The organism is Yersinia sp. 2540 StPb PI, assembly GCF_052217165.1.
GTDB classification, from domain to species: Bacteria; Pseudomonadota; Gammaproteobacteria; order Enterobacterales; family Enterobacteriaceae; genus Yersinia; species Yersinia enterocolitica_E.
Window position 1 is genome coordinate 4,290,640 of the sequence record NZ_JAZGQC010000001.1, and the last position, 22,221, is coordinate 4,312,860.

Genomic DNA, 22,221 nt, shown 5'->3' on the forward strand with positions numbered 1-22,221 from the left:
AAAAATTAAGATTGCGGGGTAGTCTCAACACTTACATTAACTCTTGGGCTATCAAAAGCCACTCCGTTCAAGAACGTCCTAACTAAAACATAACTGCTGGTGTGATCTCTAACTGAAAGAACACTTAATCCATCTGTATTAGAATTAGCTGTTCCAGAAACTACATACGCCGCCTCAAACCCCATATTTAAAGAGAAATTAATTCTATATTGACCGACACCAGTGCGCTCAACATTTAGAACCCCGAAGCGCCCATAAATTGAACTGTCTGGTATCAGCCCTATACCCTGAATACCATTAAAAGAAACGAGCACTTTTCTAGCAATATCTAATCCATTAACTTTAATGCGTGGTCCTTTCCCCGATAAATAAGGAGTACCAATATCTATATTGTTAGCTTCTGGATAGCGTAATCTAATATTAGCACATTCAATCATTACAAACCCTGTTTCTTGGTTTTCAGGTAGCGCTCCACCATTCTCTATCTCAAAAGTATAAGATGGAGATGCTGTTAATTGCGTCACCCCTATTATGGTAGTCCTAATACATAATGAAAGATCAATAGGAGCTGTGGTATTACCCGCAAATGAATTGATACTAATACCATTAAATGTCATTCCTGTACCAGAAACTTTAAATTCCCTAAATGTTGTTGCATCAGTTACGTTACGCTTACAGGAATCTTCTGAATATAAATTGATAAACACACAAGACGCGCCTGATACATTGAGCCCTCCGCCACCATTATTATCTACGGTAATCAATTCATATGTGTTACTGACGGAGAACTTTGTTACCAACCCATAATCCTGATTAAACATGAATAGTAGTCTATAGAACTTACTAGCATTTGTAGCCTGTTTGGTTTCAATAGCAGGTTTACCAAAATTAGTACATGTTAGGTTACTGTATAGCGCATGTATAACAGCCCCATCATGAACAATAGCTTGTGAGTTAGGATAGGTAGTGTAGTCTGATGTGAATCTTATATTATGGAATTGCGTGAATACCGTATTAACCGCAGAGGAATAGAAGGCAGCTCCATTAACTTGGCATAGGATTAAAGATTGATAAGATGAGTTTGTACCACCAACACCTACTAATTTAAAAGAAGCTGACATAGGTAACGTAACTACAGTTTTGATACAATAACCCGCTAATGAGTATGGTAAATGTATATCACCATATGGATTAGCATTAATTACCTTCTGGAAAGCCGCTGCATCATCTGTAATGCCATCAGCTTTAGCCCCATAGTTCTGTGGTGTATTAACAGGCCATCCATCTAGCAACCCTAAGTTAATATAGTTTGCATCTGGTGATAATTCAGAGTTGACGTGTGGGAATGTTCCTTTATACGCATAATGAAATCCGTCAGTGTATTTAACTACTGACAGAGAAGAAGTTAATGTAATCCCTGATCCAAAACTACCCTTCTTGCGATAAATAGAAGGAGAATAGTCGCTAAATACACTACCTCCGTATGAGCTACCAACAATCTTATCTCCTCCTGGTGCGGTAATCTCTTGCCTAAGCTGATCAGGATCATACTTCAAAATATTTGGAAAATAGAATTGCTGCACGTTAAGCGCGTCATACACAGCCATTGAGTGTCCCTGTACGGTTACAAACTTGGCAATCTGACCGTTATATACAGGATAGCCACCGGCATTTATAAGAAGCGGCTGAGCAACAGGAACAAGGCTTCCATCCTCATTTTCCAGATAAACCTGAATCTGGTTAGATGGTATGGTGGGGTCGGTGTCGATAAGTCCAATATAAATTCGTCCACCAAATACCGCTGCAAATTTGCGTGGCATCGTAAATAACTGAGACGGCATTGAGACGACAACATTTGGTATGATGTCTGGCATTTAGTTTGCTCCTGGCGTGTGTAATCCCCACATGGCTTTGCATGCGTTAGATTCATTTTAAATAGTTACGTACCGAAATGGTACTATTGTGGATATATACAGTCGGAAATATGATGTTCGTCCACCCAGAGGTGAGGCGAGTTTATGGAAGACTTAGATATTCAGTTTCATTTACGACTGCCGAAAGAATTGCACGGCAAAGTAAAGCAGCGAGCAAAGATGAATGGTCGCTCAATTAATGCGGAGCTTATTCAGATAATTGATGATGCTATCGCTCGTCCATCCAGCGTGTCGGGATATCGTGACGAAGCCGACAAATTAGTACATGAGCAGGCTGCTAAATTTACGGATATAGTGGTTAAAACTTTAACTAGATTATATTCGGATAAAAAATAGGGGCGGATATAGCCCCTTAATTTAATTTTTGCAAGAAATAAGAACATTACGAGTTATCGTGCTTCCAGCAAATGCCATCTGTGGGTTAGCAGCAGCGACAAATCCACCATCCCCTGTTGATGTGAAAACGTCATATCCTTTCGCGCCACAAATATCACCAGCTTTCTCTAAACATGCCCCCCAAGTCCTAGCTAATCCAGAGCAATCGATTGAATGCGCCATTCTGCCGTCTGGCCCATAAGTTTTAGATGAACTAGCACAACCAGAGAGTAGTAAAATTGTTAATGTCAAAAATATAGCTTTATTCATTTTTAACCCCCAAAATTATAAGCATAGAGATAATAACCTCCTATAACCCTGCATGCCATATTGGATTTACATTACTCTGGTGGGTTTACTGTTTCTTCCATATCACGGATCCATGCAGCCAATCCCACTCTGGCGATCATGCGCTTATCCTTTTCAGGGAGGGAATCATAAAACGCTCTCCATTTAGGACTGCGACGAATGCGGGCTTCGGCAACTTTAGCCGGTGCTGATTTAGGCAGGGTTTTAATGGCGCTTTGGTATGCAGGCGAAAGTATCAGTTGCTCCGCAGCGTCTGCTGAACCTGCACCGCCTGCTATTCTTGCCCTTTGAGCAAGTTTTTCCCCCAAGGCTGCACCAGCCACAGCACCAAGAGGTCCACCTTTCGCACCAATCATCGTCCCAACCTTCCCTGCGTGACTAGCTACCATTTCATGAGCAGCAGTCACACGGTTAAACCGTGATGTGAATTCGTTAAGAGCACCAGTATTAATTTCATGTCCCTTAGCATCACGGATGGCCTTAGCGACAATGTAAGTGTCATCAAGTCCCTTCATCAAATCACGCGGAACGTGCTTCGCCAATAATCTAATTTGCCCGCTGCTGCGCATATTCTGATACCAATCCGCATAACCGCCCGGATTAAAATCTGAGCCTCGCTTGCCAACAGACAGCATATCTCTGAGCGCAGCACCCACCATTTCTGCTCGCATCTGTCGCGAAGGGATACTTTCCATCATCTCCCTGAACTGCTTACCATTCCCCTTAGCCATGGTCGTGAGCGAGTTAGAAACTTTGGTCGTGGCATCACCAGTCAATGTGCGACCACGAACAGCTACCATCTGCCCCTCCATATTTTTTCGCATCTGCACTAAGCGCTGGGCAACCTCAAAGTCGCGACGCGCACCTACGTCACCGAGTACGGCACGCTGATCCTCTGCTAGCTGTGAATATAATCTCGATAAAGCTGCCTCGTCAGCATCCTTGTACGGCCCACTTTTTTTGTATAGCGCCTGCCCCACCATTCTGCGCTGTTTATTTAAATTCGCATAAGTCAAACGTCCCTCCGCGCCTGGGTTGACTGCTTTAAATACACGCTGCTCAATGGGGTCGAGATTTTCCCACCCACCCAACTCATCGGCCTGACGCTCCAAGTGTGCGGCTGTATTTTGAGCTTCAACCGTCGTCCCTGGAGGCATTGCCGTATCAGTTCGCGCATACAATTGATCGCTTTTACGCTCCAACGCAGCCATTCTGCTATCCATTTGACCAACAAATTTCTCACTCATCGCTAGGGAATCAGGAGCGCCTGCCACGTCATCAATCATTTTGCCCACACTATTCGCCAATGATCTTATCGCATCATCCTCTTGGACCTTGAGCGCTGATCCTCTGCGCGATTTGAGCGCCTGCTCTACTGCCTGATACTGCGCATTACCAGACATGTGAGAAGGGAGCAATTCATCAATAACACCAAGGCGAGATGCCGCGTCTATAACTTCCTGCTTCGGCTTTACATCCAACCCCTGAAGAGACGATGCAAGCTCAGGGTTTTTCTGGCTGGACAGTTTACGCAAGGTATCTTCTGTTGCTATTTGCTCAGGTGTAACATTAGCGCCTCCTGTTGGAGTCGCATTACCAGCAACTTGACCAGGTAAAACATTATCTACAGCTTGAGCCGGTGTACGCCCAAGTGCCGCATTCGCAACTTTCCCAAGTAGCGGCACAACCACACGCGCAGCACCGCTGGCTGCGGCTCCCAGAGATAAATCTTTAGCCAGTGATCCGGCGTCATTATTGCTGCTGTTCTGCGCTAGCGCCCCAACGGTATTCTCGGCAACCATGTCAGCGGCTTTAGTTGCCAGACGCTCAGATCTACCAGAACCGGCAACAGAACCCAGCGCAGCGGCGGTTTTCTCGGCACCAATGCCTGGAATAAGGTAAGGCCCAATTTCAGCACCTAACTTGGCATACTCATCTTTTGGCCTCATTGACTCAGGTAGTTGCGCGGCAGGTATTGGTGTGTATGTGCCATCACCGCCAAATGCTTGCCCAGCCCATGCCCCGGCACTTTTGAATGCGTTAGCTATTTCGATAGGGATATTCAGGACGTTAGCGCCCGTCTGCGCAATGCCTTTCGCAGCCTCAACTACGGGGTTTCCAACGCTTTCCGGTACTGACGGTTGCTGCTGAGTCGCAGCCAATGGATATGCAGAGAAAAACGCCTCCTTTGCGGCCGGAGCCTTATCGCCCGCTTGAGGTGCTACCACGTCATTAAAATATTGCTCTTGCGCGGCGGCCTGCTGATTTGGCGGTAACTGCTGATATTGCGGGGATGCTATTACTTCTTTCCATGGTTTAGCCATTATTCACCCCATAAAGTGGAGAAGCCGCCGCCCTGCTGTTCTGTAGGAGGTGCTGATGATGCTGCTTGTATTGGAACGCCAAACGTTTTCTGAGCATTAGCTAGTTTCCCGCGCAATTGCCCCTCAATTCTATCAAGGGATTTCGTGAACTCTTTTTCGCTCATTTTTGGATCAAGCGCACCAACTGCATCAGTCAGTTTTTTACCTTCAGCGTCAGACAATGCCCCCATCCCCTTCATTGACTGAACCATGGGAAGGAATGTTTGCGCTTTGAAGGTATCCAGTTTTGCCTCAAAGTTTGCTGCATCACTGCCTGGGCGGGTATAAATCATTGACGACAGGCCGACAGCATTTTTAAGTCCAGGGGCTTCTTTCAGCTCTTTGATAGTATCTAGTGCTGTATTAAAAGTGTCATATGTTTGCTGTGCTACTTGTTGCTTCGCTAACTTAGCATCTTCTACTTTTTGCTGATTTGCTGATTGCTGCTGCCGTAAACCGTCAAGTTTAACCTGATTTGTTTCACGCGAAATCTGTCGGTCTAGTGCTTTATCGTAAAGCTCTGCCCGTTTTATCTCACGATCAAGGGATGAGTTTTGAGCGCTAATATTCTGCCCACGTAATGTAATGTCCTGACCTCTAGCTGCCGTCGCCGCCGTGATATCTTGACCGCGAGCAGTTAACTTGCGCCCTTGAGCCTTATCCTGAATATCGAAATACTTATCAGGGCCAAGAGCTGACATGCCAAGGTGATCGGCAAATTCACCGAAACCTTGCGGATTCTGCTGGTACATGGTTGCCACGTCAGCCGGATTAATTCCCACGCGAGCCAAATCACCCGCACTTGATTTCAACCACTGCCCCATAGTTTCAGGGCTTTGTGCAGCTATCCTGGCGCTCGATGCGAGGTTACCTACAGTATTACGTTGGTCGTCATCAATAAACCCCATGCCATTGCGCACGGCCTCAAACTGGTCTGGGTATTGAGTTACCAGTTTCCGCATGGCATCTCTATCACCGGATGAATAAGCGCCTGCATATGCTTGCTGGAACTCTTTCTGGCGATCTTGTTGCTGGCTTTGTTTATAAATTTGCGCGACAGATCCAATACCTTGCAACGCTTGAAGGCCAACATTATTAGCCCCGCTACGCTGTCTGTCATTGTTGTCTCGGATCAGAGAAAGAGTTGCATTAACATCACCACTTTGAGGTGCGTTAGCATTATTACCGCCGATACCAGCAAGCAAGCCTCCAGCATTGCCTTGTTCCCATGTAGCCATAACTTACCCCTTAGAACAGTGAACCAAGAGCGCCAACACCAGCACCAATTGCCGTTCCCCAACCAGGCATAATTGCTGTACCTGCCGCCGCACCTGCCGCCGCACCCTGCAATGCCCCCCCAAGCTTTGAAGGTTGATTTGAGTTTGCCGCAGACAATGAAGCCTGCTGCTGTAAAAGTTGCCCGGTATTATTGGCATATGACTGCCCAGCGTTAGACTGGCCGGTTAATGCACCGAGCCCAATGTTTGCTAAATTCTGGTAGTTATTCATCTGACCTGATAGCCATCCCTGACCAAGCTGAGGGGCAATAGTTGCCAGCCCATTACTTGTTGCTGTCGAGCCAAGGCCGCCAGTTGCCTCTGCACCTGCCAGCTGTTGGTACCTAGCCTGATTAGCTAATCCTTTGTATTGGTCAGAACCGTAATAGCCCTGAAGCGCTGAGTTTTGTCCCTCAAGAGTTGAAAGACCTTGGAGCTGATTAACGTACTGTTGCGCCAGTGGTGTAAATTGCGCAAGGTTATTCATTGTTGTTTGCCACTGCTCGCGCTGGAGTGCAGTGGCCTGTCTGGTTGCGTCAGCCTGAGCGCCTGCGCCATTATCGCCACCCTTGCAATAAACAGCCCGGTCGCGAACCTTATTCATTAGTTGGAAAATTAACATTGAAGAAAATCCTCATATTGTGTTCGCTTAAGCTGGTATAGCGTCACACCAACCGGTTTGCCATTACTGATATATGCATCATCTAGATGACCTATACGCTCAGCACCGAGCAGTCGAATAAGTGCCCGTCCATATTTAGTCGTATCGGGAACCATCGTTACTGAGTTGGTGAATGGCGAGTTTTCAAGTAGCCAGCGGCAAAATAACTTGTGTCCATCGAGCGCATACTTGCCACGGAAACCAGGGTCATAAATGGCGTGACACTCGACAACGGAATGCCAAAAGTTTCTTACTTCATGTACTCCAACAAGCAGTACCCCCTCATAAATCCCTAAATAGAGCGCGTCAGGCTTTATGAGGTATTTATCACCCGCATCCACTATATTTCCGGTGTTGTTGGGGTTATTTAGGAATGCACAAAGCCTCCCCATATCTGGGACAATGCGTAATTCCATGGAGGTAACCTCTAAATTAGTCGATTAAACCGTGTGATCGGAGTGCATCTTCTATAGCTTTCATTCTTTGCCTGGTCTGTGTAAGCGTGTCTGCCACACTCTGGACTTGAGATTGATTGTATGTAGCCCCTAAGGGGAAAACTATATCTACATTAATGGCACCTTTGTATGCAGTTCCAGTTGCAGAAGTCCATCCAGTTTGGCGGCCACCAACTACTTTAACCCCATCTACTTTGTATGAAATTAAAGTATTAACCGATCCGGATGATTGTATTTTGTCACCGGTTGGTGTTGCTATCGATCCGACAATTAACGCACCACCGCTAGACTGTATAATCTGATTAGTTATGGCTGCCTTTGATACATAGTCACCCTCTAGAGTGGTAACTCTCGTCCCTAGAGTTGTCACCGTTCCTTCGATAGTTGTCACTCTAGTTGTCAGGTTAGCTACATCATTCTGAATTAGAACAATTTCTGCCTCCGCATCAATAACTCTAATGGTCAGCTGATCAATTGCTAATGTGTTGGCGGCTATTCTTGTTTCATGATTATTAAGAATAATGTCTTGCTCATCATTTCTTACCTGTGCATCAAATGCCCCGACTCCTGCTTCATTGGCCTTACCTGCTACATTGCCAAAATCCGTGCTGTTCTGAATGACGTATAGCTGATAAGGGAGACTGAATATCGAAGGCAATAGCGTGGCGTCAATGCGTGTAGATGTTACTGTTACTGGGGTATTTAAGCTTGGAACTGCCATTATTCAACCCTCACGCTACAGTCACTCAATGTCACTGGAGAACTAGTTATTACACGAACTTTAAACCCAATATTCTTGCGTATGCGACCAATGCGACGCCATAGAACGCGCTTGTCATACTTGAATGGTGAGTTTGCTGAAATCATCTGCTCACGACCATAATTAGAACCGTCAGCAGTAGCAGAGATGAATAACCGCTCGGCAAATTGAGAGACTCCTGTTGCGGCCTCCAGCTCGAAATCAAACACCCTAGCATTGTCAGCTTTGAACATTGGTGTATAGAGCACATGCTCAGACTGTTTACCATACTGGCTGGAGATATCGAATTTAAGCGCCCCGGTCACCGATTCTGTTTTGTCTCCCACTGTGATCTGATTTCCTTCAAATATGAAATCAATCCCACGATAAACCGTATCTGATAATCCAGTTTTTAGAATGCACCATTGCGGCCCATTCTGGCTTGCTGATGCGTCATAACACAAGACATGCCGCGGCAAGTGAACAATCAATAATTCATGAGCGTCAAAGCGCAGTGACTCCATCACACCAGTAGATAACTCTTCTGCTGTGTACTCGCGGATTATTTTCTCTATCGATGCTGATGCAATTGGAGAGGCTTGACCAGAATTAACCAAGTAGATTGATGGTGCGCCGGTTGCCTGGTGGCTGATGAAAGCAAATGAATCACCAAAGATAGTTTTGCAATAGGTGCCAGCTATCCCCTTCTGTACCATTAGAGATGGTTGGGCAACATAGATTGCTGATGATGAATCAGTCGCGCCAGTTAATGAGAAATATTCAATCGTTGCGGTCCCGAACATGACAACGAAATCGCGCCATACTGCACAGCCTTGAATGCCATCTGGCTGCGACTCAGCGGCATAGAAAGGCCTAAATCGATCAGGATGTGATTCGTCTTCTAGGTCGGTGACACCAAACGTTCCACTTCCATCTTTGACCCAAATATAACGACCGCGTAAGCGACAGATGTCTCGCACATAACCAATATCATATTGAGCAAAATCCACACCATCTACAGTTGCCGGCCAGTTGCTTAGCGTTTTTACCGTTCCGTCATAGCGATAAAGGGTCATTATTCCGTTAGCAGCTACAGCCTGGCTTGTTGCGCTGAACGCCATCCCTACTCGACCTGTCCCGGAAACATCGCCAATAGATGAAATTCCGCGATAAATATTACCCCCTAAAACGCGATATGGAGCATTCTGTGACGCGTTGAATTGAGCGCACCGAGATATTCCATCAACATCAGATATCTTCTCTATGCCGGGGAATGAGCGCAGATAACCAGCAGCATTCAACACTTCTTTAGGAGTCGCCAGCATGTTCACTGGCAGTAGGTCAACATAGTCAGCGTTGCGGAAGTCCTTTCCTAGCCCTTTAGCCAGAGGAAGTTGTGTCGTCGGCATCTACTGTACCTCTCTCATCGGGGTAATAACGGTCCATCATGAAGTAATCGTATTTATTCCCCTGACCGGTTGGCATATCGCCACGGCGCAGGATTGATGGAACTTTAAGGGTCGCAGTTAGAATGGCATCATATGCTTTAGCAGCATTTGTTTCCTGTCGTGGGGTTGGCTCCATCCCGTAATCAGATAGCAATCTGAGCAGCAGTTGATATCCGACTCCTGACTTATAAATTGGAAGAAGCCCGGAATCATCATCAGGAAGTGGCAGCTCATCGTCAGCAGCGAAGATATAACCAAGGTCGCCAGGAACAATTAGCCATTCGTGCATCATATCTTCTAGATCAGATAGTGCATCTTGTACTGATTGTGGTTCTGCATCTGTTAATGTTGCATCAGATGCAATGGCCGATTTGCGCAAGGCAAATAGGACGATATCACCCTTAGTTATTATTGCCGCCATCAGTTGCCGCCTTAGTCTTTGTTTTCTTGACTATTGGCTTGACGTCATCAGCGCTGCTAACGAAGCCTATCTTTTGATAAACAGGGTAATCTGATTCCAAAATCACCGCCTGCACATGCCCAACTTCGTTATCAGCCGGGTAAAACACACTCATGCGATCCATAATTAACTCCAAGTTAAAAGGGGCCGAAGCCCCTTTGATTTATGGATTTCCGAAGAACTGGCCACCCATGTGCGGATTGAAACACACATAGGAAGGCAGTAAGTCAAAGCGCATTTTCTGTACGTTGGCATCGCCATCTGCATATTTATGTACGCGGATGGAGAAACCTTCGTAAGTCGCTACAGCAGAGTCAATACTGTGTAACTTAGGCAGGGGGATAGTGCCCAGCCCACAGAAGAACTTGTTATAAAACAGGTTTGGCTTCATGGCTTGTGATGCGGTACCAATTACTGTAACTGCATCACCTGCCGCTACCTGACGGTTAACTGCATTGTACTGCCCGTTAGTTGCGTCCAGAATCGGCACTCCGGATAGAGTTACGGTTACTAGACCACCCGCCGTTGAGTTGGCATCAGACAGAACGGTAGCGGTGAAACTGATAGGCGTTGAGCCGTTGTACAGTACCTGCTTGCTCTGCTGGTTCAACCAGTAAGTTGAGGTGAATTTCAACTGATCTCCAGCCTTCAGGAATCCGGTAACGCTTGCAGTCGCGCCGGTCAGTGTTACGGTGAATTGATATGTGTCTTTAACTGCTGTGTAGGTAACGGTTGGTGCGGTTTGAACGGTTAATGTACCTCCAAATGCACCTTGTGTCCGTGATGCCAGCCCGTTAGACATTAACGCACGAATGCCACCGAAGTTTGACGGGATCTGCGCATTCTCCCATGCAGTTTTAACCAGGTTATCTGATGCATGCAAGCCGGTCTGAGCGTCAGCAAGGCGCTGAGCCGCCCACGGGTCCATAACTGCGTAGTTATCGCCAGTGTTAATTCCAATGTCTTTCATGAATGAAGCTGTTTGCGCCACATCAGACCATTTGTTGATCGGGGTATTTGGGCTGCCGAGAGATAGAGCGCCGTTGTTCATCATGAACTGGGCTAATTCAGTCTCAAGGTCCGTGACCATACGCTCCTGAATTGGAGCAAGGATTTGGTCAAGCTGATTAAGCTTAATCGCCTCTTCCAGTTGCGCCCACTCAACAGCTACGGTGATGTAGTTACCTACACGACCAGTTGCCTTGCCTGAGATCAGATTGTTTTTTGCTTGACCTGAAATGTCACCGCCAGCCGTGCGCAGTGACTTAAATTGATGCGGACGCTTGAATGAAACACTATCACCGGTATCGGCATTGATTTCACCTGCCAGTAATTGGCGATCAACAGTCTTACACAGAACCAAATCGGACATAAACCCCGGAAGGAATTTTTTCAGTACGATTTGGCTTACGTTGGAACTTAAGTCATTAGTAGCCATTTATAGCTTCCTTATTCGATCACAGCGCCTGGGCACCGCTTATTAAAATCATCAGTTTTTGCATTGCCTGCGCCGCCGCGAATCTCGGGTTCAGGCTTTGCCGCTTGTTTTGCTTTTGGTGCCAACTTCACTTTTGCGCTCAACTGCCCGAGCTGGTACGCAACGCGTAGTGGGTCTTTCTCAGCGGCTATGCGCTGGCGGAGTTGAGGGTTTTTACCAAGCGCATAGGCGATCAGTTCAGAACCCTCATCAGCAGAATGGATAAGAACCTCTTTATGCAGGTCTGGCATCTCGGCACGAACAATTTCTTCCATCTCGGCATAGTCTTTAACCGGGAGTGATTTCGCTCGTTGCTGATGCGCGTCTACCCTCTGCTTAAATTGGTTTTGCCATTCTTGCTGTTGCTTCACTTGTTGCTGTTTTGCTTGCTCAGCACGGGTGTTGCTCTCATGCCAGCTGGTCAATTGTTTATCAAATAACTCCTCGTCGTAGTCACATGACTCCAATGTAGGTTTTGTTATCATTTGGCTTTGCTGTTGCGATGGCTGCTCTGCTGGCTTGGATTGGATCTGCTCAAGCTGGCGCTTCAGTTCGCGATTTTCTTTTTGCTGCTCCTTGAATCCCTTTCGCAAGTCTTTCACCCAATTAGGGGCTGGCTTGCCATCAATGTCTTCTTCATCGGTATGCAGCGGGATTTCTTCTTCACCGACAGTTAAGGAGTACTCCTCCTGTGTTTGATCTTCTTTACCATCCCCAGCTATTAACACCTCGGAGGCGGGGTCTTTCTTCTCACCTGCGTCAGTATTAGTTACATCTGGAACAGTGGTTTCAGTCGTGGTTGTTTCCTGATTTTCAGACATGGGAACAGCCTGACCATCGATGATCAGTTCACCTTCCATTTAAATCTCCTTAGCTCGGCTTTGAGTCTGCCGGTGACTGTGTAGGTTGGGTTGATTGCTTAATTAGTTTTGCGGCATCCAGCACCTGACTATGGCGCTGACTATTACCTTTAAGGGCGAGTTCGAAATTATCTCTGGAGTTTTGCTCTCCTTGCTGCTGAAGGCTAGCAAGTAGTTTCACTGCTTCGCGAGATGTTTCTGAGTTTTTGCTATCAACAGAGGCAAGGAGGTCCGCAATTTTTGCACCGGCAAGGAGCCGCTCTGTTTCTGCGCTTAACCGCTCTGTTTCTGCATTAATTAACTTAACCTGTACTTCTTTCCCTTTATTTTCAGCATTCAACATTTCAGCAGAGGCCAACTTATCATTCGCCATAGCCGTTATTATTTCAGGGCTTGGTTGATTCTGCTGTGACTGCTGGGCTTGCTGAACTATCTGGGCCTCTTCTTGGTTGCGTGGTTTAACTGCGCCTTGCGTAAGGAGTTGTTTCCGGTTGAACTCTTTGAAGTCGTCCAGCCCCTCCCCGTCTACGTTATCAATGATAATCCCCATTAGTGCCGCTCGCATTGGGTCTGTTGGTAGCATCCCGTTTAGTAACTGAGTCAGCGATGAGACTGTTGCATCTCGCCTTGCTGTATAGCTTGGGCCAACATCTACAGTTACGTCATATCGACCCACGGTTAGATCATTCAGCGCAACAACCTGACCTGATTGATTATCTCTAACTGACGCAGACATAATGACCACATCGTCAGTACCGTCTTCATTAACAATCCTTACTTCTCGCTCCGAACCGTAAACCTCTCGAGCCATTGACAACCAAACTTCTCCGGCACGCTTCAAACTTTTAGCCATGTTATCCAGGTAGATAAATGATGCCATATCAGAGCGGTTCATTAGGTTATTAACCGTGTCACTCGCAATATTGCTAGGCATTTGCTGCATTGCCTGGCTGCCACCGGTAACTTCCTGAATATCTGCACTGGTTAATTGAAGTAGCGTCGCCATTGCCTGATTAAGAACTGGTGGTTGGGTATATCCGGCAACGTTGGCGGCCTGAATGATATTTCCAGTCTTATCCTTGACAGCCCGAAGAGGCAAGAATGCAGGTCGCTTCTTGTTTCGTTCAGCCCAGTAGCTTTCAAGTCCACGAATCTGCTCCATATCAACGATAGGAGTTTGCCCTGGGTCTTGAGTTGATGAGTCAGCCAGCATTGATACTTGCATGTTGTATAGCCGCTGCGGGTCCATTGCTTTAGCAACGTGCCCTTCTACTCGCTCAATGTCGTCAATGAACCAGCGTTTACCATACATCGGGATAAGTGGAATATGCTCACCAGGTATACGTCGAGGCTTATCAAGGAATCCGTCACCATCAATGACACTGACGTAGATGCGGCGGCGCTTTACTGACCTGCGAGCCACCTCAATGAATCCAGCCTCGAAAAGCTCATCAGTAATATCTTCGATCTGATCACTGTCATACTTGGCTATCTCACCAGTTAGAGGTTGCTGATAACTGATAATGTCTACTGATTCCTTTCTCGCCTCGTAATATTTGGCGATATATACAACATCAGCAGAAAACCAGTCGTACTCCCAACTTGAGAGAGTTGTTATATCCATTGACGATGGGTCTTTGTCGTATTCTTCCTTGTATTTATCAGGAGATAACGAATACATGCAGAAAGCCCAATCAGCATCAGACTTGTCATACTTTTTGGCGTCAGGATCAAACCACACTGAGCGAGCCGGGTCATAGATTGGCTCAATTGCTATGCGCTGGCGCTCGTCCATTGGGTCATATTCATTAACGAGTTTAGTAGTGAGACGGAAGCAGCCAAAGCCACCGGTAGCTCCATCATCGAATGCGTTATCGCAAGCCTCTCCCCCATCAGTTTCTTGATAGTCAGCTCGGAATAACCCATTAAGCTTATTGGATAATTCTTCGCTGGCTTCTTTATCACCGGGCCGAAATTTAACAGTGATGCGGTTATTTCTGTATTCGCTGATAATTCGATTAAGTTCGGTGGCAACTTTGTTTATTTCAAACTTGGGGTATTTCTCGAAGTGGTCATTTAGTTTTGTCCCCGCAGTGGTTGCCCCTTCCCACTGACCGCCAGGCACACGGGCGAAGCGGGTTGCTTCAATGCACTTTTCTCGCACAGTCTCCTGTGGAGTATAGGCGCGGTCAAACCTCGCCATAGCTAGCGCATGCTGTTCTCTTTGAGTCTTTGCCATGTTTACCAGCCAGATGATGAAGGGACGATCAATTCGTCCTCAATAGGAGGGTTCTTTATGTCTGCAAATCGTACTGCATACCGTCTCATCATGTATGCGTACCGAACCATGTCGAGAATGTCATCGCGAACCTTAACAATATGACCGCGCTCATCACGGTGATAGAAATTGTATTCTTCGAAGAAATCTCTCAGCCCTGAGAAAACTTTAAATTTACCGCGTCTCATTAGGTCGTAAATCTCAAACAATCCCGGTTCAACAGACCGACTACCATCTTCCCATTGTGCAAACTCAGGAAGCATATTGAACCCGGCTTCTTCATAGTAAGATTTCTGCTGAAGCCCCGAACCTTTCTCTGTTTGTAGTCCATCAGGAGGCCATGCAGTGGGCACTCCATCAGCCCATACTTTAACAGCACTAAACGCTTCTGCCGGTGAGACTTGCCTAGCCTTATATGCCCTGGTTACGTAGAACGTTTCATTCTCCATATCCCAAGCAAGTTGTCCGTGCGCCTGGGGGTGATCCCAACCAAAGTCCATTGCATTAATGACCATCCAGTGATCAGGTATCGGGAATGGATCACATTTAATAAAGTCTTCACCAAGGTCATATATCCGACCATGCCCGAGCATCGGTATACCCTTAGTTCGCATATCTCGCTGGTGAGGAGGATAGGATGCAAGCAAATCCTCTTTGACTTTCTCATTAAGGTGCGGCGCATCATCCCAGCCGACATTCATACAGCATTGAGCGGACGCTGGGTTATCCATGAATTGAATAACCAACTCTGTGCGCCCATTCTCAGGCGTAAATGTGAGGATTCCTCGCCCACCGCGCCCTTTGTCACCAGTTGCCGTTCGAGTTAATACTTGTGGATAGATAGTGGGATCTTTTGGCTCTTCGTCGATATGGAACCAATCAACGGCATCGCCCATCAATGCATGCTGCCCTTGTGAGTATGACCAGAATTGTATCTTTGCTAGCGTGCCAGACTTATGCTTGATATAAGCAGAGCGAACAGCATTAGGAGTCCCCTGCATCGGCTCAGTATCAACAATCAACTCACCTGGTATTAATCCACCCTGCCAGCCCTTATCTGTTTTCCTGCCAAGGATCGGAGTTTGAAGCAAGTCGCGTATCTTTTCGCCAGAGTAACCAAGGCACCAGATGAGCGGCCCATGCTCGAACCTGTGGCCATCCCATCCATCTGGATAGTCACCCATGGCATGAATGGCATCTATGCCGGTTCCGGTATCAGTTTTGCCAGTACGGTTTGCCGCAATAAGAGCGACCTGACTGTACTCTTTCGTGTTAGCAATAAACTTTTTCTGCCAAGGATAGCGAGACTCATAAAACCGGCGATAACGGTACACATCAGAGCGCCGATTCTTTTCCTCCAGTAACTGGACTAACTCAACTTTCTGGCCCTTCGTCAGTGCAGGTAGCTTGTCCATTTGTCAGCTCCCTTATGCGGCGGTCGAGTTCATCATCAGTTTTATCTTCAATTGTGATGTGCTGGTCGTGCTGGATGCGATCGCCATACTTCTTCGGCATTATCTTTGACAAGTACCACTTACGAGTATCAATGCGAAGCCTTGAACGCTGGACGTGCTCACCATTTAGTTGGTAACCAATAGCCTCTCCGTCCTTGTCGAGCTTCTCCATCCAGTCATTAGTGCCATCATCAGCAATATCAAACAGCTCTTCTGCAATGGCTTCAGCGCCTTCAAATTTTGCGCGTGCGTATTGGGCGCGAAACTCAGCGTTGCGGCTAATCCATCTCAATACAGTTTGCTTACATGGCATCCCATCATCACGACAGACTGAGCGCAGAGATTCACCCTCTGCCAGTCGCAAGCAGATGGTTTCAGCTAACTCTTCTGTGTAATCAGATGGGCGACCAGTTTTAATTTCTTCGCCACCCATACATAACCTTATGCTTTTGTGAATGCCTGAGCGTATTCACATGTACGGCCAGGAGAGATTTGAATAACACTCATGTCACCAAGGGGCAGGAAGCCAGCAGTGATTTTTGCGTTACATTTAATAGTGAAGTCAGCGCTATCTTGGCTAACAACAATATCGTAGTCAGTTGCAGTAGCACCCCCAGCAGCGACAACCTGAAAGTATTCTGTCTTACTGATAGTTGCATGTACTCCTAACAATCCACCCTGAGGGAATCGTGATGCGGCAATGTGCGCTTTTACTACAGGCACCAGACTGGCAACTGAACCGGATGTAGCTGTTTGAATGGATGTAATAGCCATTGATTACCTCAATCGAATAGTGATAGCGCCTCTTGGCACTCTTTGATTGCTTTCTCTGTTCGGGATACAAGACCAGATTCATTAGCAGCTAGTGCGTATTGGTCTTTAAATAACTCCTGCTTAAGCGGGTCGTCGTTGATGAAGTCGATAGCTTTCTGGGCCGCTGCGGTATCTTTCATTACCAAGCGGAGAATTTCTAATCGACTGGCTTGTATTTGGGTAAGTCCGGTTTGTTCAGACATGGTTGTCTCCGTTGGTTGGCATTATCACAGGCACTCGTAAATGCCTGCTGTAATGTCAGTATTGTTTTTGTATTTGGTCAATGCTTGGGAAGCTTGGAAAACTAAAATAATCGCTCTCACTTTTACTGCTTCCATTTTTCTTATAATGCCAGGTGCTAACCGTTGCTCCGCATTCATTCATCACATAAGCCGTGTCATGGCTATCTGATGTTTCACCTTCATTCAAAGTGAGTTTGTCGCTCTCCCCTTTCTGGTCAGTGAAGTAGATTGTGTTCTCGTTGCGCTTGAACTCTGGGTCTGTAATTTCTTTAAGGATTTCATTTCCAGAGTGGCTTACTATTTTCAGTGTCAACATTCTTCCGCTCCTTCTTCTGGTTTACTTTCGTAACTGAACCAATGAACCAACCCTCCGCTATACACATCCATCTCAATAGCTGTATTCACTGCCTCAATAGCACTTTTTCCAAGGTGTATGGCTGTTATTGCCACTGTGGCGCCAGAACCTAATGCATATGGATCAACCTGAAGGCATAGACTTATTTTTGCTGAGTCTTCTTTACTGCTAATAAGATAGGCTCTATTAGGCCCACAAATAGCTATTGCAGCGAAGCCAAAAGCCGGGGAAAATTCAGTCGCGTAGGTAATCCCATTAGCTAGCTTCTCTTGCAGTTCAAATTCAGCACCGCAATCACCAGCTGCGCCTATAGCTAAGACGTTCTCGCCATTTACCAGCCATTCCACACCACTATCTGGGTAATAAATTTTTTTCTCTTTCAATGAACAGATTAAATCACCCAGAGTCGATTGACCGTCAGCCGCTAGAGTCTTCCCATCCCATGCAATAGTTGTCATTACTAGTCACCTTGTGCTTATGTTGTTCGCGGCTTTGCTACTCCTCTCGGCGTTGCTACACCACTTACGGCTTACCCGTCAGCAAGATGTGGATCACCTCTTTAGGGCTGCACAATCTGGTTCAAGCAATGCTGATGTGAATGAAACTGAATAGCCACAGGATGAATTCAATCACTCCCCAGCCAACAACAGCGCAGATGCAGCCAAGAAAAATGAATGCTCCTGCTCCGGGTAAATTATGACCCATTTCTGCTCTCCTCAATCTTGCGAATACTCGCCTTATCTGCGTTGCACTGCTCTATCACCGTTAGCAGAGTGTCATTCAGCAACAGGCTGTTACCCCAAGTTAATATCTCGGGTATCTCTGGGGGAATGCAGTCAGAAAGTAAGCTTGCTGGTATCGGTACCTGTGGCACCTGAACGTATTTGATTTGCGTGTTTCCGCAAGAGGTCAGCAGCGGCAGCAGGAACAGGCTTATTAGTACAATCGTCGCCTTTAATCGCTTCTCGAATGTAAACAATGCGAGCCTCACCCGCTTGAGCAATTTTCTGTTTGTCATTCTCGTTGGCCTTGGCGATATCGTTGATAATGCTAACCATGCGTACCTGGTTGCTGAGAATGAACCGGGCCTCGTCGCGTTCTTTGGCGGCCGCGTCTGCCTTGTCGTGCCACTCGTCAGCTTCGTTGTAGAAGTGAAGCGATAAGCCAGCCAGAATGATGAGCAGTAGCGCCGGTAGATAAGTGAATATGTTCTTTATCCCGCTAAACATAATTCCCTCTCTATTTCGCGTCGGTTCTGTAACCCCTTCCACGGCTTGCCACCGGCGTATGTCCACCGGCGTAACTCATCGCAAGCGCCTTTGATGTCGCCTGTGTTGAGTTTTTTAAGCAAAGTGGATTTAGTGAATGCGCTCTGGCCAACGTTATAAGTGAATGAGTAGAGGGCGGCTTTCTGATATTTGCTTAGTGGGACTTTTACCGCGGCGTCAACAGTGCGCTGCACTGGTGCCAGGTCTTTTTGCAATAAAGCATCACACTCAGCATCTGAATATTTTTTATTGGGGATGATGTCTTTACCAGTGTGACCATCGCAGACCGTCAGCACGCCAACGACATCCTTGTAAGCCACATACTCGCGGCCCTCTAACCCATCGTCACCACCAAGCAATACTACGGCGATTGCCAGCGCGGTACCGGCCGACGCGCCAATTATTTTATTGCGGAGAGCTGGAAACATTTGACCGCTCCCGTAGTTGATATTCTTTTCGTTTGTAGTACCAATTCACCCCGAATGTTCCAATGGTGCAGGCAATACCAATCAGAAGCGCCCACTCGTTTAATGACATTGCACCAAGCATCGTGGTTATACCGCCGAACCAGTAGGATGAGCCGCTTGAATATTTGTCCATTCTCATTTGTCTCCCCCTGCCAGTTGGCCTGGGCGTGTATTTGCTGTTTTGGGGATAGCTCGCCGCCGTTTCCACTTTTCGCTAGAGGGTGTTTGCGGTTGATTGGTGTAGGCGGGAGCTAAATCTGGAAGGGAAAGCAATCGCAAACCCCTAAAATGCAAAAAGCCCCGACCGGTTAGAGTCAGGGCTTTAAATTGGGCTGGCGCTCGTTTAAGTCAGATACGGCACCTTACCCTCTAATAGTGGCTCATTGGCTCACTGATGTCAACACGTTCTATGCAACTTTCTTTATTTTACCAACACGTTTTCGACTGATGAAAGCATGTTGCATAGGTTGATATAACATCCATACCGCAGCATCCAATATTTCATCCACTTCCCGGCGGCAAGTTATCAGTGACGGCTTCTTCATCCGATCCCCGCCTCTCGTTGACATCTTGCGGGGTTTTGCAGTCGCGAAGTAGTACGATGCAATTGCTCGCTTGGATGCCCCATGAGAGTAATAACTAATCAGAATGCCGAGGGCCTTTGTGTCAATGCGCATAACGGAATCTACGACCTGAGAAATCAACATTCCGTCATCGTCATTGCACATCGGCCTTGATGGGCTGCCCTGCGGTTCTACTGTCGCCATGTACTGAGCTATAATGCTGCTCATGCGCTTCTCTAATCTCCCTGAATAAACCCATGCGCCCCACAGTTCAAGCCATCCATTGACCCAATCATGCTGTTCTTTGGTTAGTTTTAACTGAGTTACATTCATGCTGACTCCAATTCAGTAATTGATATTGATAGCCGCCCACCCTTTTCAATCGGCTGCCGCCTAACCCTGAAATCATCTATCTGCTCGTCGTCCTGCATAAATCCAGCGTGTACCAGCGAATCAAAGACGGCCTTTTGCAGGTTGTCTAAGTCACGGCGCCGGCGGTCTGGTACGTGTGCTGATATTGATACTTTGAGTCGTGCGGAGGTGTGGATATCGAGGTTTAGCTGTTTGATGGTATCGATTACTGCTTGTCGGTATTTGGTGCCTTTCTCGCTGATGTAGTGCCTTCCCCTTGAGTGTCGCCAGTAGGTGTTAACACTGGGCGGCCAGGGTAGGTCTATGTGATATTCAGTCATATCTTCACCTTATTCTCCGACAGCAGAATTGCCTGTGTCCTAACCATTCCCTCCAGGTGAGCCAGGTGAGCACTCTCGATGTCCATGATGTGCGTACGCCGGTCTATTTCGTCATGACACGAAGAGCAGCACCATGCGCCGAAAAGGTCAGGCGGCTTGATTCCAGTACCGCATATCCCCGACAGCCGGTAGTGAGCCAGCACTACGGTTTCGTTATTCCCGTTACAGATACCAGGCAGCCTAACTTGGCACTCGCGGCCTCTAGCCTCTTTGCGTAAGTTCGCCATCTCTTTTCTCCTTCGCTGCTTTATCAATGCATTTCTGATGAGCGTAGGTTTCACCCTTGTTAAGCATCAGGAAGCAGAAGATACATATTGATTGGGGGAGTTCAGGCATGGATGTTCTCCATATCATTCATCATTAGGAATACAATCATTGCCAGCCGCAGTGGATGTTCTGGGTGATTACGCCAGTCGCTATGTTTATTTTCGCGCCAATCACTGGCAGTCCATGAGATACCGTCATAATCAATGCCAATGCCATGGCAAAGCATTATGGGATAGGCGTCTGCTGGGTTGTTGCAGGGATTGAATGCACCTAGCCTTCCCGCACCCCTTACGACAACATCGACATATGGCTCCTTAGTTAATCCCTGCCAGCCTGTTTCCTCGTGAAAAGGCTTCATGCCGAGATGAATTGCCACCGCCTTGTTAATCTCAAAATCACTCATTGCTGAATAGTCTTTCATCGCGTTCTCCTTACTCTGTCGAATTTTGCTTGCAAAAGCCCATGGACATAATCAAATGTCTTTATCTGGCTAGCGGGGATTGGAGGTTTAGGCTTGGTTCGAGATGTCTTGCGGAAGATAAGATTGTCTATGGCTATCTGGGTCGGGCTACGTTGTCGGCTCATTCATGCCGCCTTCCTGATTTGCGCAGGAAAATCCAATAGGGCCATGTGATACCAATGAAAAATGCCCTTGCATATCCAGTGACTGTTTCTTTACTGCCTTGAATGTCATGAGCCCATTCAGATACAACGCCAGCTATCCAGAAATAAGCTGCGACTAATATCAGAGTAATCATGCTGCCACCTTCCCTTTGTCACCGAACCGGTTGGCCCACTCCACATCTCGCTTGGCATCATCGCTAAACTTCACGTTATGCTCAGTGCCGAACCAGTAAGCAGCCTCGATAATTTCTACCATCTCGCTCTTTCTCATCTGGCTTGTGCGATGACCAAAGCGGACATAGCCACCTGTAATGCCCGGTGCCTGCCTGCGCTCTTGCTTCTTGGTTTCTGCTACAAGGTCGGTGATTAAATCCTTCCAGTCCTCTTTGCTGTACTTCTCGCCATGCCAGAAAACTTGTTCGGCAATGTCAGTAAGTAGCGGCCACATTTTGTTATTCTGTGGAAGGCTTCGCTTAGGTTCCTGGATAATTACTTCTTTGGGCGATTTGAAATCGAGCGGTGTGTTTCTGATGGCTGCTATTGCGTTTTGTCTGATGCTTTCGTTTAGAAGTAAATATTTTTGATTAACCATCAACTACTCCTTTCAGTTGCTGCCGAACGGTTTGTATCGTCGTTTGTAGCGCATACAAAGCATCTGGTGACCTGTCATCTTGAATGGGTGTAATCATCAGTAGTTGGGGCATCATGTTTACTGTGTTGATGTATGCGTCGCAGAGTTGGCGGTATTGCTTCTTGGATAGGGTTATTTGTTTATCCATA

The 22,221-nt window shown here is 46.9% G+C and carries 33 protein-coding genes; 1 reads left to right on the forward strand and 32 read right to left on the reverse strand.

The genetic code is table 11. The annotated features are described in order from the left end of the window. Positions 1 to 5: 5 nt before the first annotated feature. Complete coding sequence (locus tag V1956_RS20045) at positions 6 to 1,874, reverse strand: phage tailspike protein (RefSeq protein WP_442825555.1); 1,869 nt, start codon at positions 1,872 to 1,874, stop codon at positions 6 to 8. 144 nt (positions 1,875 to 2,018) lie between these two features. Between V1956_RS20045 and V1956_RS20050 the strand changes: the two genes are divergently transcribed. Continuing rightward, complete coding sequence (locus tag V1956_RS20050; RefSeq protein ID WP_442825556.1) at positions 2,019 to 2,270, forward strand: Arc family DNA-binding protein; 252 nt, start codon at positions 2,019 to 2,021, stop codon at positions 2,268 to 2,270. A 21-nt stretch (positions 2,271 to 2,291) separates the two neighbouring features. Here the strand turns inward: V1956_RS20050 and V1956_RS20055 are convergent, their stop codons facing one another. The 31 genes from V1956_RS20055 to V1956_RS20205 all read right to left on the reverse strand — a co-directional run bounded on the left by V1956_RS20055 (position 2,292) and on the right by V1956_RS20205 (position 22,220). Then, positions 2,292 to 2,579, reverse strand: coding sequence for a hypothetical protein (locus V1956_RS20055; protein WP_442825557.1), 288 nt, complete (start codon positions 2,577 to 2,579; stop codon positions 2,292 to 2,294). A gap of 71 nt (positions 2,580 to 2,650) precedes the next feature. Then, positions 2,651 to 4,942 (reverse strand): hypothetical protein, encoded by a 2,292-nt coding sequence (locus V1956_RS20060; RefSeq protein ID WP_442825558.1) that lies wholly within the window; start codon positions 4,940 to 4,942, stop codon positions 2,651 to 2,653. Beyond that, positions 4,942 to 6,219, reverse strand: a complete 1,278-nt coding sequence (locus tag V1956_RS20065; protein ID WP_442825559.1) for a phage DNA ejection protein — start codon at positions 6,217 to 6,219, stop codon at positions 4,942 to 4,944. The genes V1956_RS20060 and V1956_RS20065 overlap by 1 nt, the downstream gene beginning before the upstream one ends. 10 nt (positions 6,220 to 6,229) lie before the next feature. Next, positions 6,230 to 6,880, reverse strand: coding sequence for a DNA transfer protein (locus tag V1956_RS20070; protein WP_442825560.1), 651 nt, complete (start codon positions 6,878 to 6,880; stop codon positions 6,230 to 6,232). Beyond that, the gene (locus V1956_RS20075) at positions 6,874 to 7,335 is read right to left on the reverse strand and encodes a DUF2824 family protein (RefSeq protein ID WP_442825561.1); all 462 of its coding nucleotides are present in this window, start codon (positions 7,333 to 7,335) and stop codon (positions 6,874 to 6,876) included. Before V1956_RS20075 ends, V1956_RS20070 begins: the two co-directional genes overlap by 7 nt. Before the next feature lie 16 nt (positions 7,336 to 7,351). Beyond that, the gene (locus V1956_RS20080) at positions 7,352 to 8,095 is read right to left on the reverse strand and encodes a phage tail protein (RefSeq protein ID WP_442825562.1); all 744 of its coding nucleotides are present in this window, start codon (positions 8,093 to 8,095) and stop codon (positions 7,352 to 7,354) included. Then, positions 8,095 to 9,522: a packaged DNA stabilization protein gene (locus tag V1956_RS20085; RefSeq protein WP_442825563.1), complete on the reverse strand. Its 1,428-nt coding sequence runs from the start codon at positions 9,520 to 9,522 to the stop codon at positions 8,095 to 8,097. Before V1956_RS20085 ends, V1956_RS20080 begins: the two co-directional genes overlap by 1 nt. Beyond that, positions 9,494 to 9,982 (reverse strand): packaged DNA stabilization gp4 family protein, encoded by a 489-nt coding sequence (locus V1956_RS20090; protein WP_442825564.1) that lies wholly within the window; start codon positions 9,980 to 9,982, stop codon positions 9,494 to 9,496. Before V1956_RS20090 ends, V1956_RS20085 begins: the two co-directional genes overlap by 29 nt. After that, a complete protein-coding gene (locus V1956_RS20095; RefSeq protein WP_442825565.1) occupies positions 9,963 to 10,145 on the reverse strand; it encodes a hypothetical protein in 183 nt (60 codons plus the stop codon). The genes V1956_RS20090 and V1956_RS20095 overlap by 20 nt, the downstream gene beginning before the upstream one ends. Before the next feature lie 39 nt (positions 10,146 to 10,184). Further along, positions 10,185 to 11,459: a P22 phage major capsid protein family protein gene (locus V1956_RS20100; RefSeq protein WP_442825566.1), complete on the reverse strand. Its 1,275-nt coding sequence runs from the start codon at positions 11,457 to 11,459 to the stop codon at positions 10,185 to 10,187. A gap of 11 nt (positions 11,460 to 11,470) precedes the next feature. Then, complete coding sequence (locus V1956_RS20105) at positions 11,471 to 12,358, reverse strand: phage capsid protein (RefSeq protein ID WP_442825567.1); 888 nt, start codon at positions 12,356 to 12,358, stop codon at positions 11,471 to 11,473. Positions 12,359 to 12,368: 10 nt separating this feature from the next. Next, a complete protein-coding gene (locus tag V1956_RS20110; RefSeq protein ID WP_442825568.1) occupies positions 12,369 to 14,597 on the reverse strand; it encodes a portal protein in 2,229 nt (742 codons plus the stop codon). A gap of 2 nt (positions 14,598 to 14,599) precedes the next feature. After that, on the reverse strand, positions 14,600 to 16,051 hold the full coding sequence (locus V1956_RS20115) for a phage terminase large subunit family protein (RefSeq protein ID WP_442825569.1): 1,452 nt from the start codon (positions 16,049 to 16,051) through the stop codon (positions 14,600 to 14,602). Further along, a complete protein-coding gene (locus tag V1956_RS20120; RefSeq protein WP_442825570.1) occupies positions 16,011 to 16,523 on the reverse strand; it encodes a DNA packaging protein in 513 nt (170 codons plus the stop codon). Before V1956_RS20120 ends, V1956_RS20115 begins: the two co-directional genes overlap by 41 nt. Before the next feature lie 8 nt (positions 16,524 to 16,531). Continuing rightward, positions 16,532 to 16,864, reverse strand: a complete 333-nt coding sequence (locus tag V1956_RS20125; protein ID WP_442825571.1) for a DUF1737 domain-containing protein — start codon at positions 16,862 to 16,864, stop codon at positions 16,532 to 16,534. A gap of 8 nt (positions 16,865 to 16,872) precedes the next feature. Beyond that, positions 16,873 to 17,106 carry a DUF2560 family protein gene (locus tag V1956_RS20130; protein WP_076707037.1) on the reverse strand — a complete coding sequence of 78 codons (234 nt, stop codon included), beginning with the start codon at positions 17,104 to 17,106 and terminating at the stop codon, positions 16,873 to 16,875. 55 nt (positions 17,107 to 17,161) lie between these two features. Then, on the reverse strand, positions 17,162 to 17,461 hold the full coding sequence (locus tag V1956_RS20135; RefSeq protein ID WP_442825572.1) for a hypothetical protein: 300 nt from the start codon (positions 17,459 to 17,461) through the stop codon (positions 17,162 to 17,164). Then, positions 17,455 to 17,958 (reverse strand): hypothetical protein, encoded by a 504-nt coding sequence (locus tag V1956_RS20140; RefSeq protein WP_442825573.1) that lies wholly within the window; start codon positions 17,956 to 17,958, stop codon positions 17,455 to 17,457. Before V1956_RS20140 ends, V1956_RS20135 begins: the two co-directional genes overlap by 7 nt. Positions 17,959 to 18,079: 121 nt before the next feature. Then, complete coding sequence (locus V1956_RS20145) at positions 18,080 to 18,205, reverse strand: hypothetical protein (RefSeq protein WP_442825850.1); 126 nt, start codon at positions 18,203 to 18,205, stop codon at positions 18,080 to 18,082. Continuing rightward, the gene (gene lysC / locus V1956_RS20150; RefSeq protein WP_427190851.1) at positions 18,195 to 18,374 is read right to left on the reverse strand and encodes an Rz1-like lysis system protein LysC; all 180 of its coding nucleotides are present in this window, start codon (positions 18,372 to 18,374) and stop codon (positions 18,195 to 18,197) included. The genes V1956_RS20145 and lysC overlap by 11 nt, the downstream gene beginning before the upstream one ends. Continuing rightward, positions 18,337 to 18,729 (reverse strand): exotoxin, encoded by a 393-nt coding sequence (locus V1956_RS20155; RefSeq protein WP_442825574.1) that lies wholly within the window; start codon positions 18,727 to 18,729, stop codon positions 18,337 to 18,339. The genes lysC and V1956_RS20155 overlap by 38 nt, the downstream gene beginning before the upstream one ends. Beyond that, a complete protein-coding gene (locus V1956_RS20160; RefSeq protein WP_442825575.1) occupies positions 18,714 to 19,196 on the reverse strand; it encodes a lysozyme in 483 nt (160 codons plus the stop codon). Before V1956_RS20160 ends, V1956_RS20155 begins: the two co-directional genes overlap by 16 nt. Further along, positions 19,174 to 19,374, reverse strand: a complete 201-nt coding sequence (locus tag V1956_RS20165; RefSeq protein WP_042661434.1) for a phage holin family protein — start codon at positions 19,372 to 19,374, stop codon at positions 19,174 to 19,176. Before V1956_RS20165 ends, V1956_RS20160 begins: the two co-directional genes overlap by 23 nt. A gap of 268 nt (positions 19,375 to 19,642) precedes the next feature. Next, complete coding sequence (locus tag V1956_RS20170) at positions 19,643 to 20,131, reverse strand: antiterminator Q family protein (protein ID WP_442825312.1); 489 nt, start codon at positions 20,129 to 20,131, stop codon at positions 19,643 to 19,645. Continuing rightward, a complete protein-coding gene (locus V1956_RS20175) occupies positions 20,128 to 20,490 on the reverse strand; it encodes a RusA family crossover junction endodeoxyribonuclease (RefSeq protein WP_442825313.1) in 363 nt (120 codons plus the stop codon). The genes V1956_RS20170 and V1956_RS20175 overlap by 4 nt, the downstream gene beginning before the upstream one ends. Beyond that, positions 20,487 to 20,777, reverse strand: coding sequence for a DUF1364 domain-containing protein (locus V1956_RS20180; protein WP_411918630.1), 291 nt, complete (start codon positions 20,775 to 20,777; stop codon positions 20,487 to 20,489). Before V1956_RS20180 ends, V1956_RS20175 begins: the two co-directional genes overlap by 4 nt. 101 nt (positions 20,778 to 20,878) lie before the next feature. Continuing rightward, complete coding sequence (locus V1956_RS20185) at positions 20,879 to 21,238, reverse strand: phage protein NinX family protein (protein WP_420072405.1); 360 nt, start codon at positions 21,236 to 21,238, stop codon at positions 20,879 to 20,881. After that, on the reverse strand, positions 21,235 to 21,402 hold the full coding sequence (locus V1956_RS20190) for a NinE family protein (protein ID WP_038636030.1): 168 nt from the start codon (positions 21,400 to 21,402) through the stop codon (positions 21,235 to 21,237). The genes V1956_RS20185 and V1956_RS20190 overlap by 4 nt, the downstream gene beginning before the upstream one ends. Then, positions 21,399 to 21,575: a hypothetical protein gene (locus V1956_RS20195; protein WP_442825576.1), complete on the reverse strand. Its 177-nt coding sequence runs from the start codon at positions 21,573 to 21,575 to the stop codon at positions 21,399 to 21,401. The genes V1956_RS20190 and V1956_RS20195 overlap by 4 nt, the downstream gene beginning before the upstream one ends. Beyond that, positions 21,572 to 22,033 (reverse strand): recombination protein NinB, encoded by a 462-nt coding sequence (locus V1956_RS20200; protein WP_442825577.1) that lies wholly within the window; start codon positions 22,031 to 22,033, stop codon positions 21,572 to 21,574. Before V1956_RS20200 ends, V1956_RS20195 begins: the two co-directional genes overlap by 4 nt. Continuing rightward, on the reverse strand, positions 22,026 to 22,220 hold the full coding sequence (locus V1956_RS20205) for a hypothetical protein (RefSeq protein ID WP_442825578.1): 195 nt from the start codon (positions 22,218 to 22,220) through the stop codon (positions 22,026 to 22,028). The genes V1956_RS20200 and V1956_RS20205 overlap by 8 nt, the downstream gene beginning before the upstream one ends. Position 22,221 lies beyond the last annotated feature (1 nt).

Excerpts from the sequence above, each read along its gene's own strand:
- V1956_RS20045 (WP_442825555.1), bottom strand. The coding sequence starts at position 1,874 with ATGCCAGACATCATACCAAATGTTGTCGTCTCAATGCCGTCTCAGTTA.
- V1956_RS20050 (WP_442825556.1), top strand. The coding sequence starts at position 2,019 with ATGGAAGACTTAGATATTCAGTTTCATTTACGACTGCCGAAAGAATTG.
- V1956_RS20055 (WP_442825557.1), bottom strand. The coding sequence starts at position 2,579 with ATGAATAAAGCTATATTTTTGACATTAACAATTTTACTACTCTCTGGT.
- V1956_RS20060 (WP_442825558.1), bottom strand. The coding sequence starts at position 4,942 with ATGGCTAAACCATGGAAAGAAGTAATAGCATCCCCGCAATATCAGCAG.
- V1956_RS20065 (WP_442825559.1), bottom strand. The coding sequence starts at position 6,219 with ATGGCTACATGGGAACAAGGCAATGCTGGAGGCTTGCTTGCTGGTATC.
- V1956_RS20070 (WP_442825560.1), bottom strand. The coding sequence starts at position 6,880 with ATGTTAATTTTCCAACTAATGAATAAGGTTCGCGACCGGGCTGTTTAT.
- V1956_RS20075 (WP_442825561.1), bottom strand. The coding sequence starts at position 7,335 with ATGGAATTACGCATTGTCCCAGATATGGGGAGGCTTTGTGCATTCCTA.
- V1956_RS20080 (WP_442825562.1), bottom strand. The coding sequence starts at position 8,095 with ATGGCAGTTCCAAGCTTAAATACCCCAGTAACAGTAACATCTACACGC.
- V1956_RS20085 (WP_442825563.1), bottom strand. The coding sequence starts at position 9,522 with ATGCCGACGACACAACTTCCTCTGGCTAAAGGGCTAGGAAAGGACTTC.
- V1956_RS20090 (WP_442825564.1), bottom strand. The coding sequence starts at position 9,982 with ATGGCGGCAATAATAACTAAGGGTGATATCGTCCTATTTGCCTTGCGC.
- V1956_RS20095 (WP_442825565.1), bottom strand. The coding sequence starts at position 10,145 with ATGGATCGCATGAGTGTGTTTTACCCGGCTGATAACGAAGTTGGGCAT.
- V1956_RS20100 (WP_442825566.1), bottom strand. The coding sequence starts at position 11,459 with ATGGCTACTAATGACTTAAGTTCCAACGTAAGCCAAATCGTACTGAAA.
- V1956_RS20105 (WP_442825567.1), bottom strand. The coding sequence starts at position 12,358 with ATGGAAGGTGAACTGATCATCGATGGTCAGGCTGTTCCCATGTCTGAA.
- V1956_RS20110 (WP_442825568.1), bottom strand. The coding sequence starts at position 14,597 with ATGGCAAAGACTCAAAGAGAACAGCATGCGCTAGCTATGGCGAGGTTT.
- V1956_RS20115 (WP_442825569.1), bottom strand. The coding sequence starts at position 16,051 with ATGGACAAGCTACCTGCACTGACGAAGGGCCAGAAAGTTGAGTTAGTC.
- V1956_RS20120 (WP_442825570.1), bottom strand. The coding sequence starts at position 16,523 with ATGGGTGGCGAAGAAATTAAAACTGGTCGCCCATCTGATTACACAGAA.
- V1956_RS20125 (WP_442825571.1), bottom strand. The coding sequence starts at position 16,864 with ATGGCTATTACATCCATTCAAACAGCTACATCCGGTTCAGTTGCCAGT.
- V1956_RS20130 (WP_076707037.1), bottom strand. The coding sequence starts at position 17,106 with ATGTCTGAACAAACCGGACTTACCCAAATACAAGCCAGTCGATTAGAA.
- V1956_RS20135 (WP_442825572.1), bottom strand. The coding sequence starts at position 17,461 with ATGTTGACACTGAAAATAGTAAGCCACTCTGGAAATGAAATCCTTAAA.
- V1956_RS20140 (WP_442825573.1), bottom strand. The coding sequence starts at position 17,958 with ATGACAACTATTGCATGGGATGGGAAGACTCTAGCGGCTGACGGTCAA.
- V1956_RS20145 (WP_442825850.1), bottom strand. The coding sequence starts at position 18,205 with ATGGGTCATAATTTACCCGGAGCAGGAGCATTCATTTTTCTTGGCTGC.
- V1956_RS20155 (WP_442825574.1), bottom strand. The coding sequence starts at position 18,729 with ATGTTTAGCGGGATAAAGAACATATTCACTTATCTACCGGCGCTACTG.
- V1956_RS20160 (WP_442825575.1), bottom strand. The coding sequence starts at position 19,196 with ATGTTTCCAGCTCTCCGCAATAAAATAATTGGCGCGTCGGCCGGTACC.
- V1956_RS20165 (WP_042661434.1), bottom strand. The coding sequence starts at position 19,374 with ATGAGAATGGACAAATATTCAAGCGGCTCATCCTACTGGTTCGGCGGT.
- V1956_RS20170 (WP_442825312.1), bottom strand. The coding sequence starts at position 20,131 with ATGAATGTAACTCAGTTAAAACTAACCAAAGAACAGCATGATTGGGTC.
- V1956_RS20175 (WP_442825313.1), bottom strand. The coding sequence starts at position 20,490 with ATGACTGAATATCACATAGACCTACCCTGGCCGCCCAGTGTTAACACC.
- V1956_RS20180 (WP_411918630.1), bottom strand. The coding sequence starts at position 20,777 with ATGGCGAACTTACGCAAAGAGGCTAGAGGCCGCGAGTGCCAAGTTAGG.
- V1956_RS20185 (WP_420072405.1), bottom strand. The coding sequence starts at position 21,238 with ATGAAAGACTATTCAGCAATGAGTGATTTTGAGATTAACAAGGCGGTG.
- V1956_RS20190 (WP_038636030.1), bottom strand. The coding sequence starts at position 21,402 with ATGAGCCGACAACGTAGCCCGACCCAGATAGCCATAGACAATCTTATC.
- V1956_RS20195 (WP_442825576.1), bottom strand. The coding sequence starts at position 21,575 with ATGATTACTCTGATATTAGTCGCAGCTTATTTCTGGATAGCTGGCGTT.
- V1956_RS20200 (WP_442825577.1), bottom strand. The coding sequence starts at position 22,033 with ATGGTTAATCAAAAATATTTACTTCTAAACGAAAGCATCAGACAAAAC.
- V1956_RS20205 (WP_442825578.1), bottom strand. The coding sequence starts at position 22,220 with ATGGATAAACAAATAACCCTATCCAAGAAGCAATACCGCCAACTCTGC.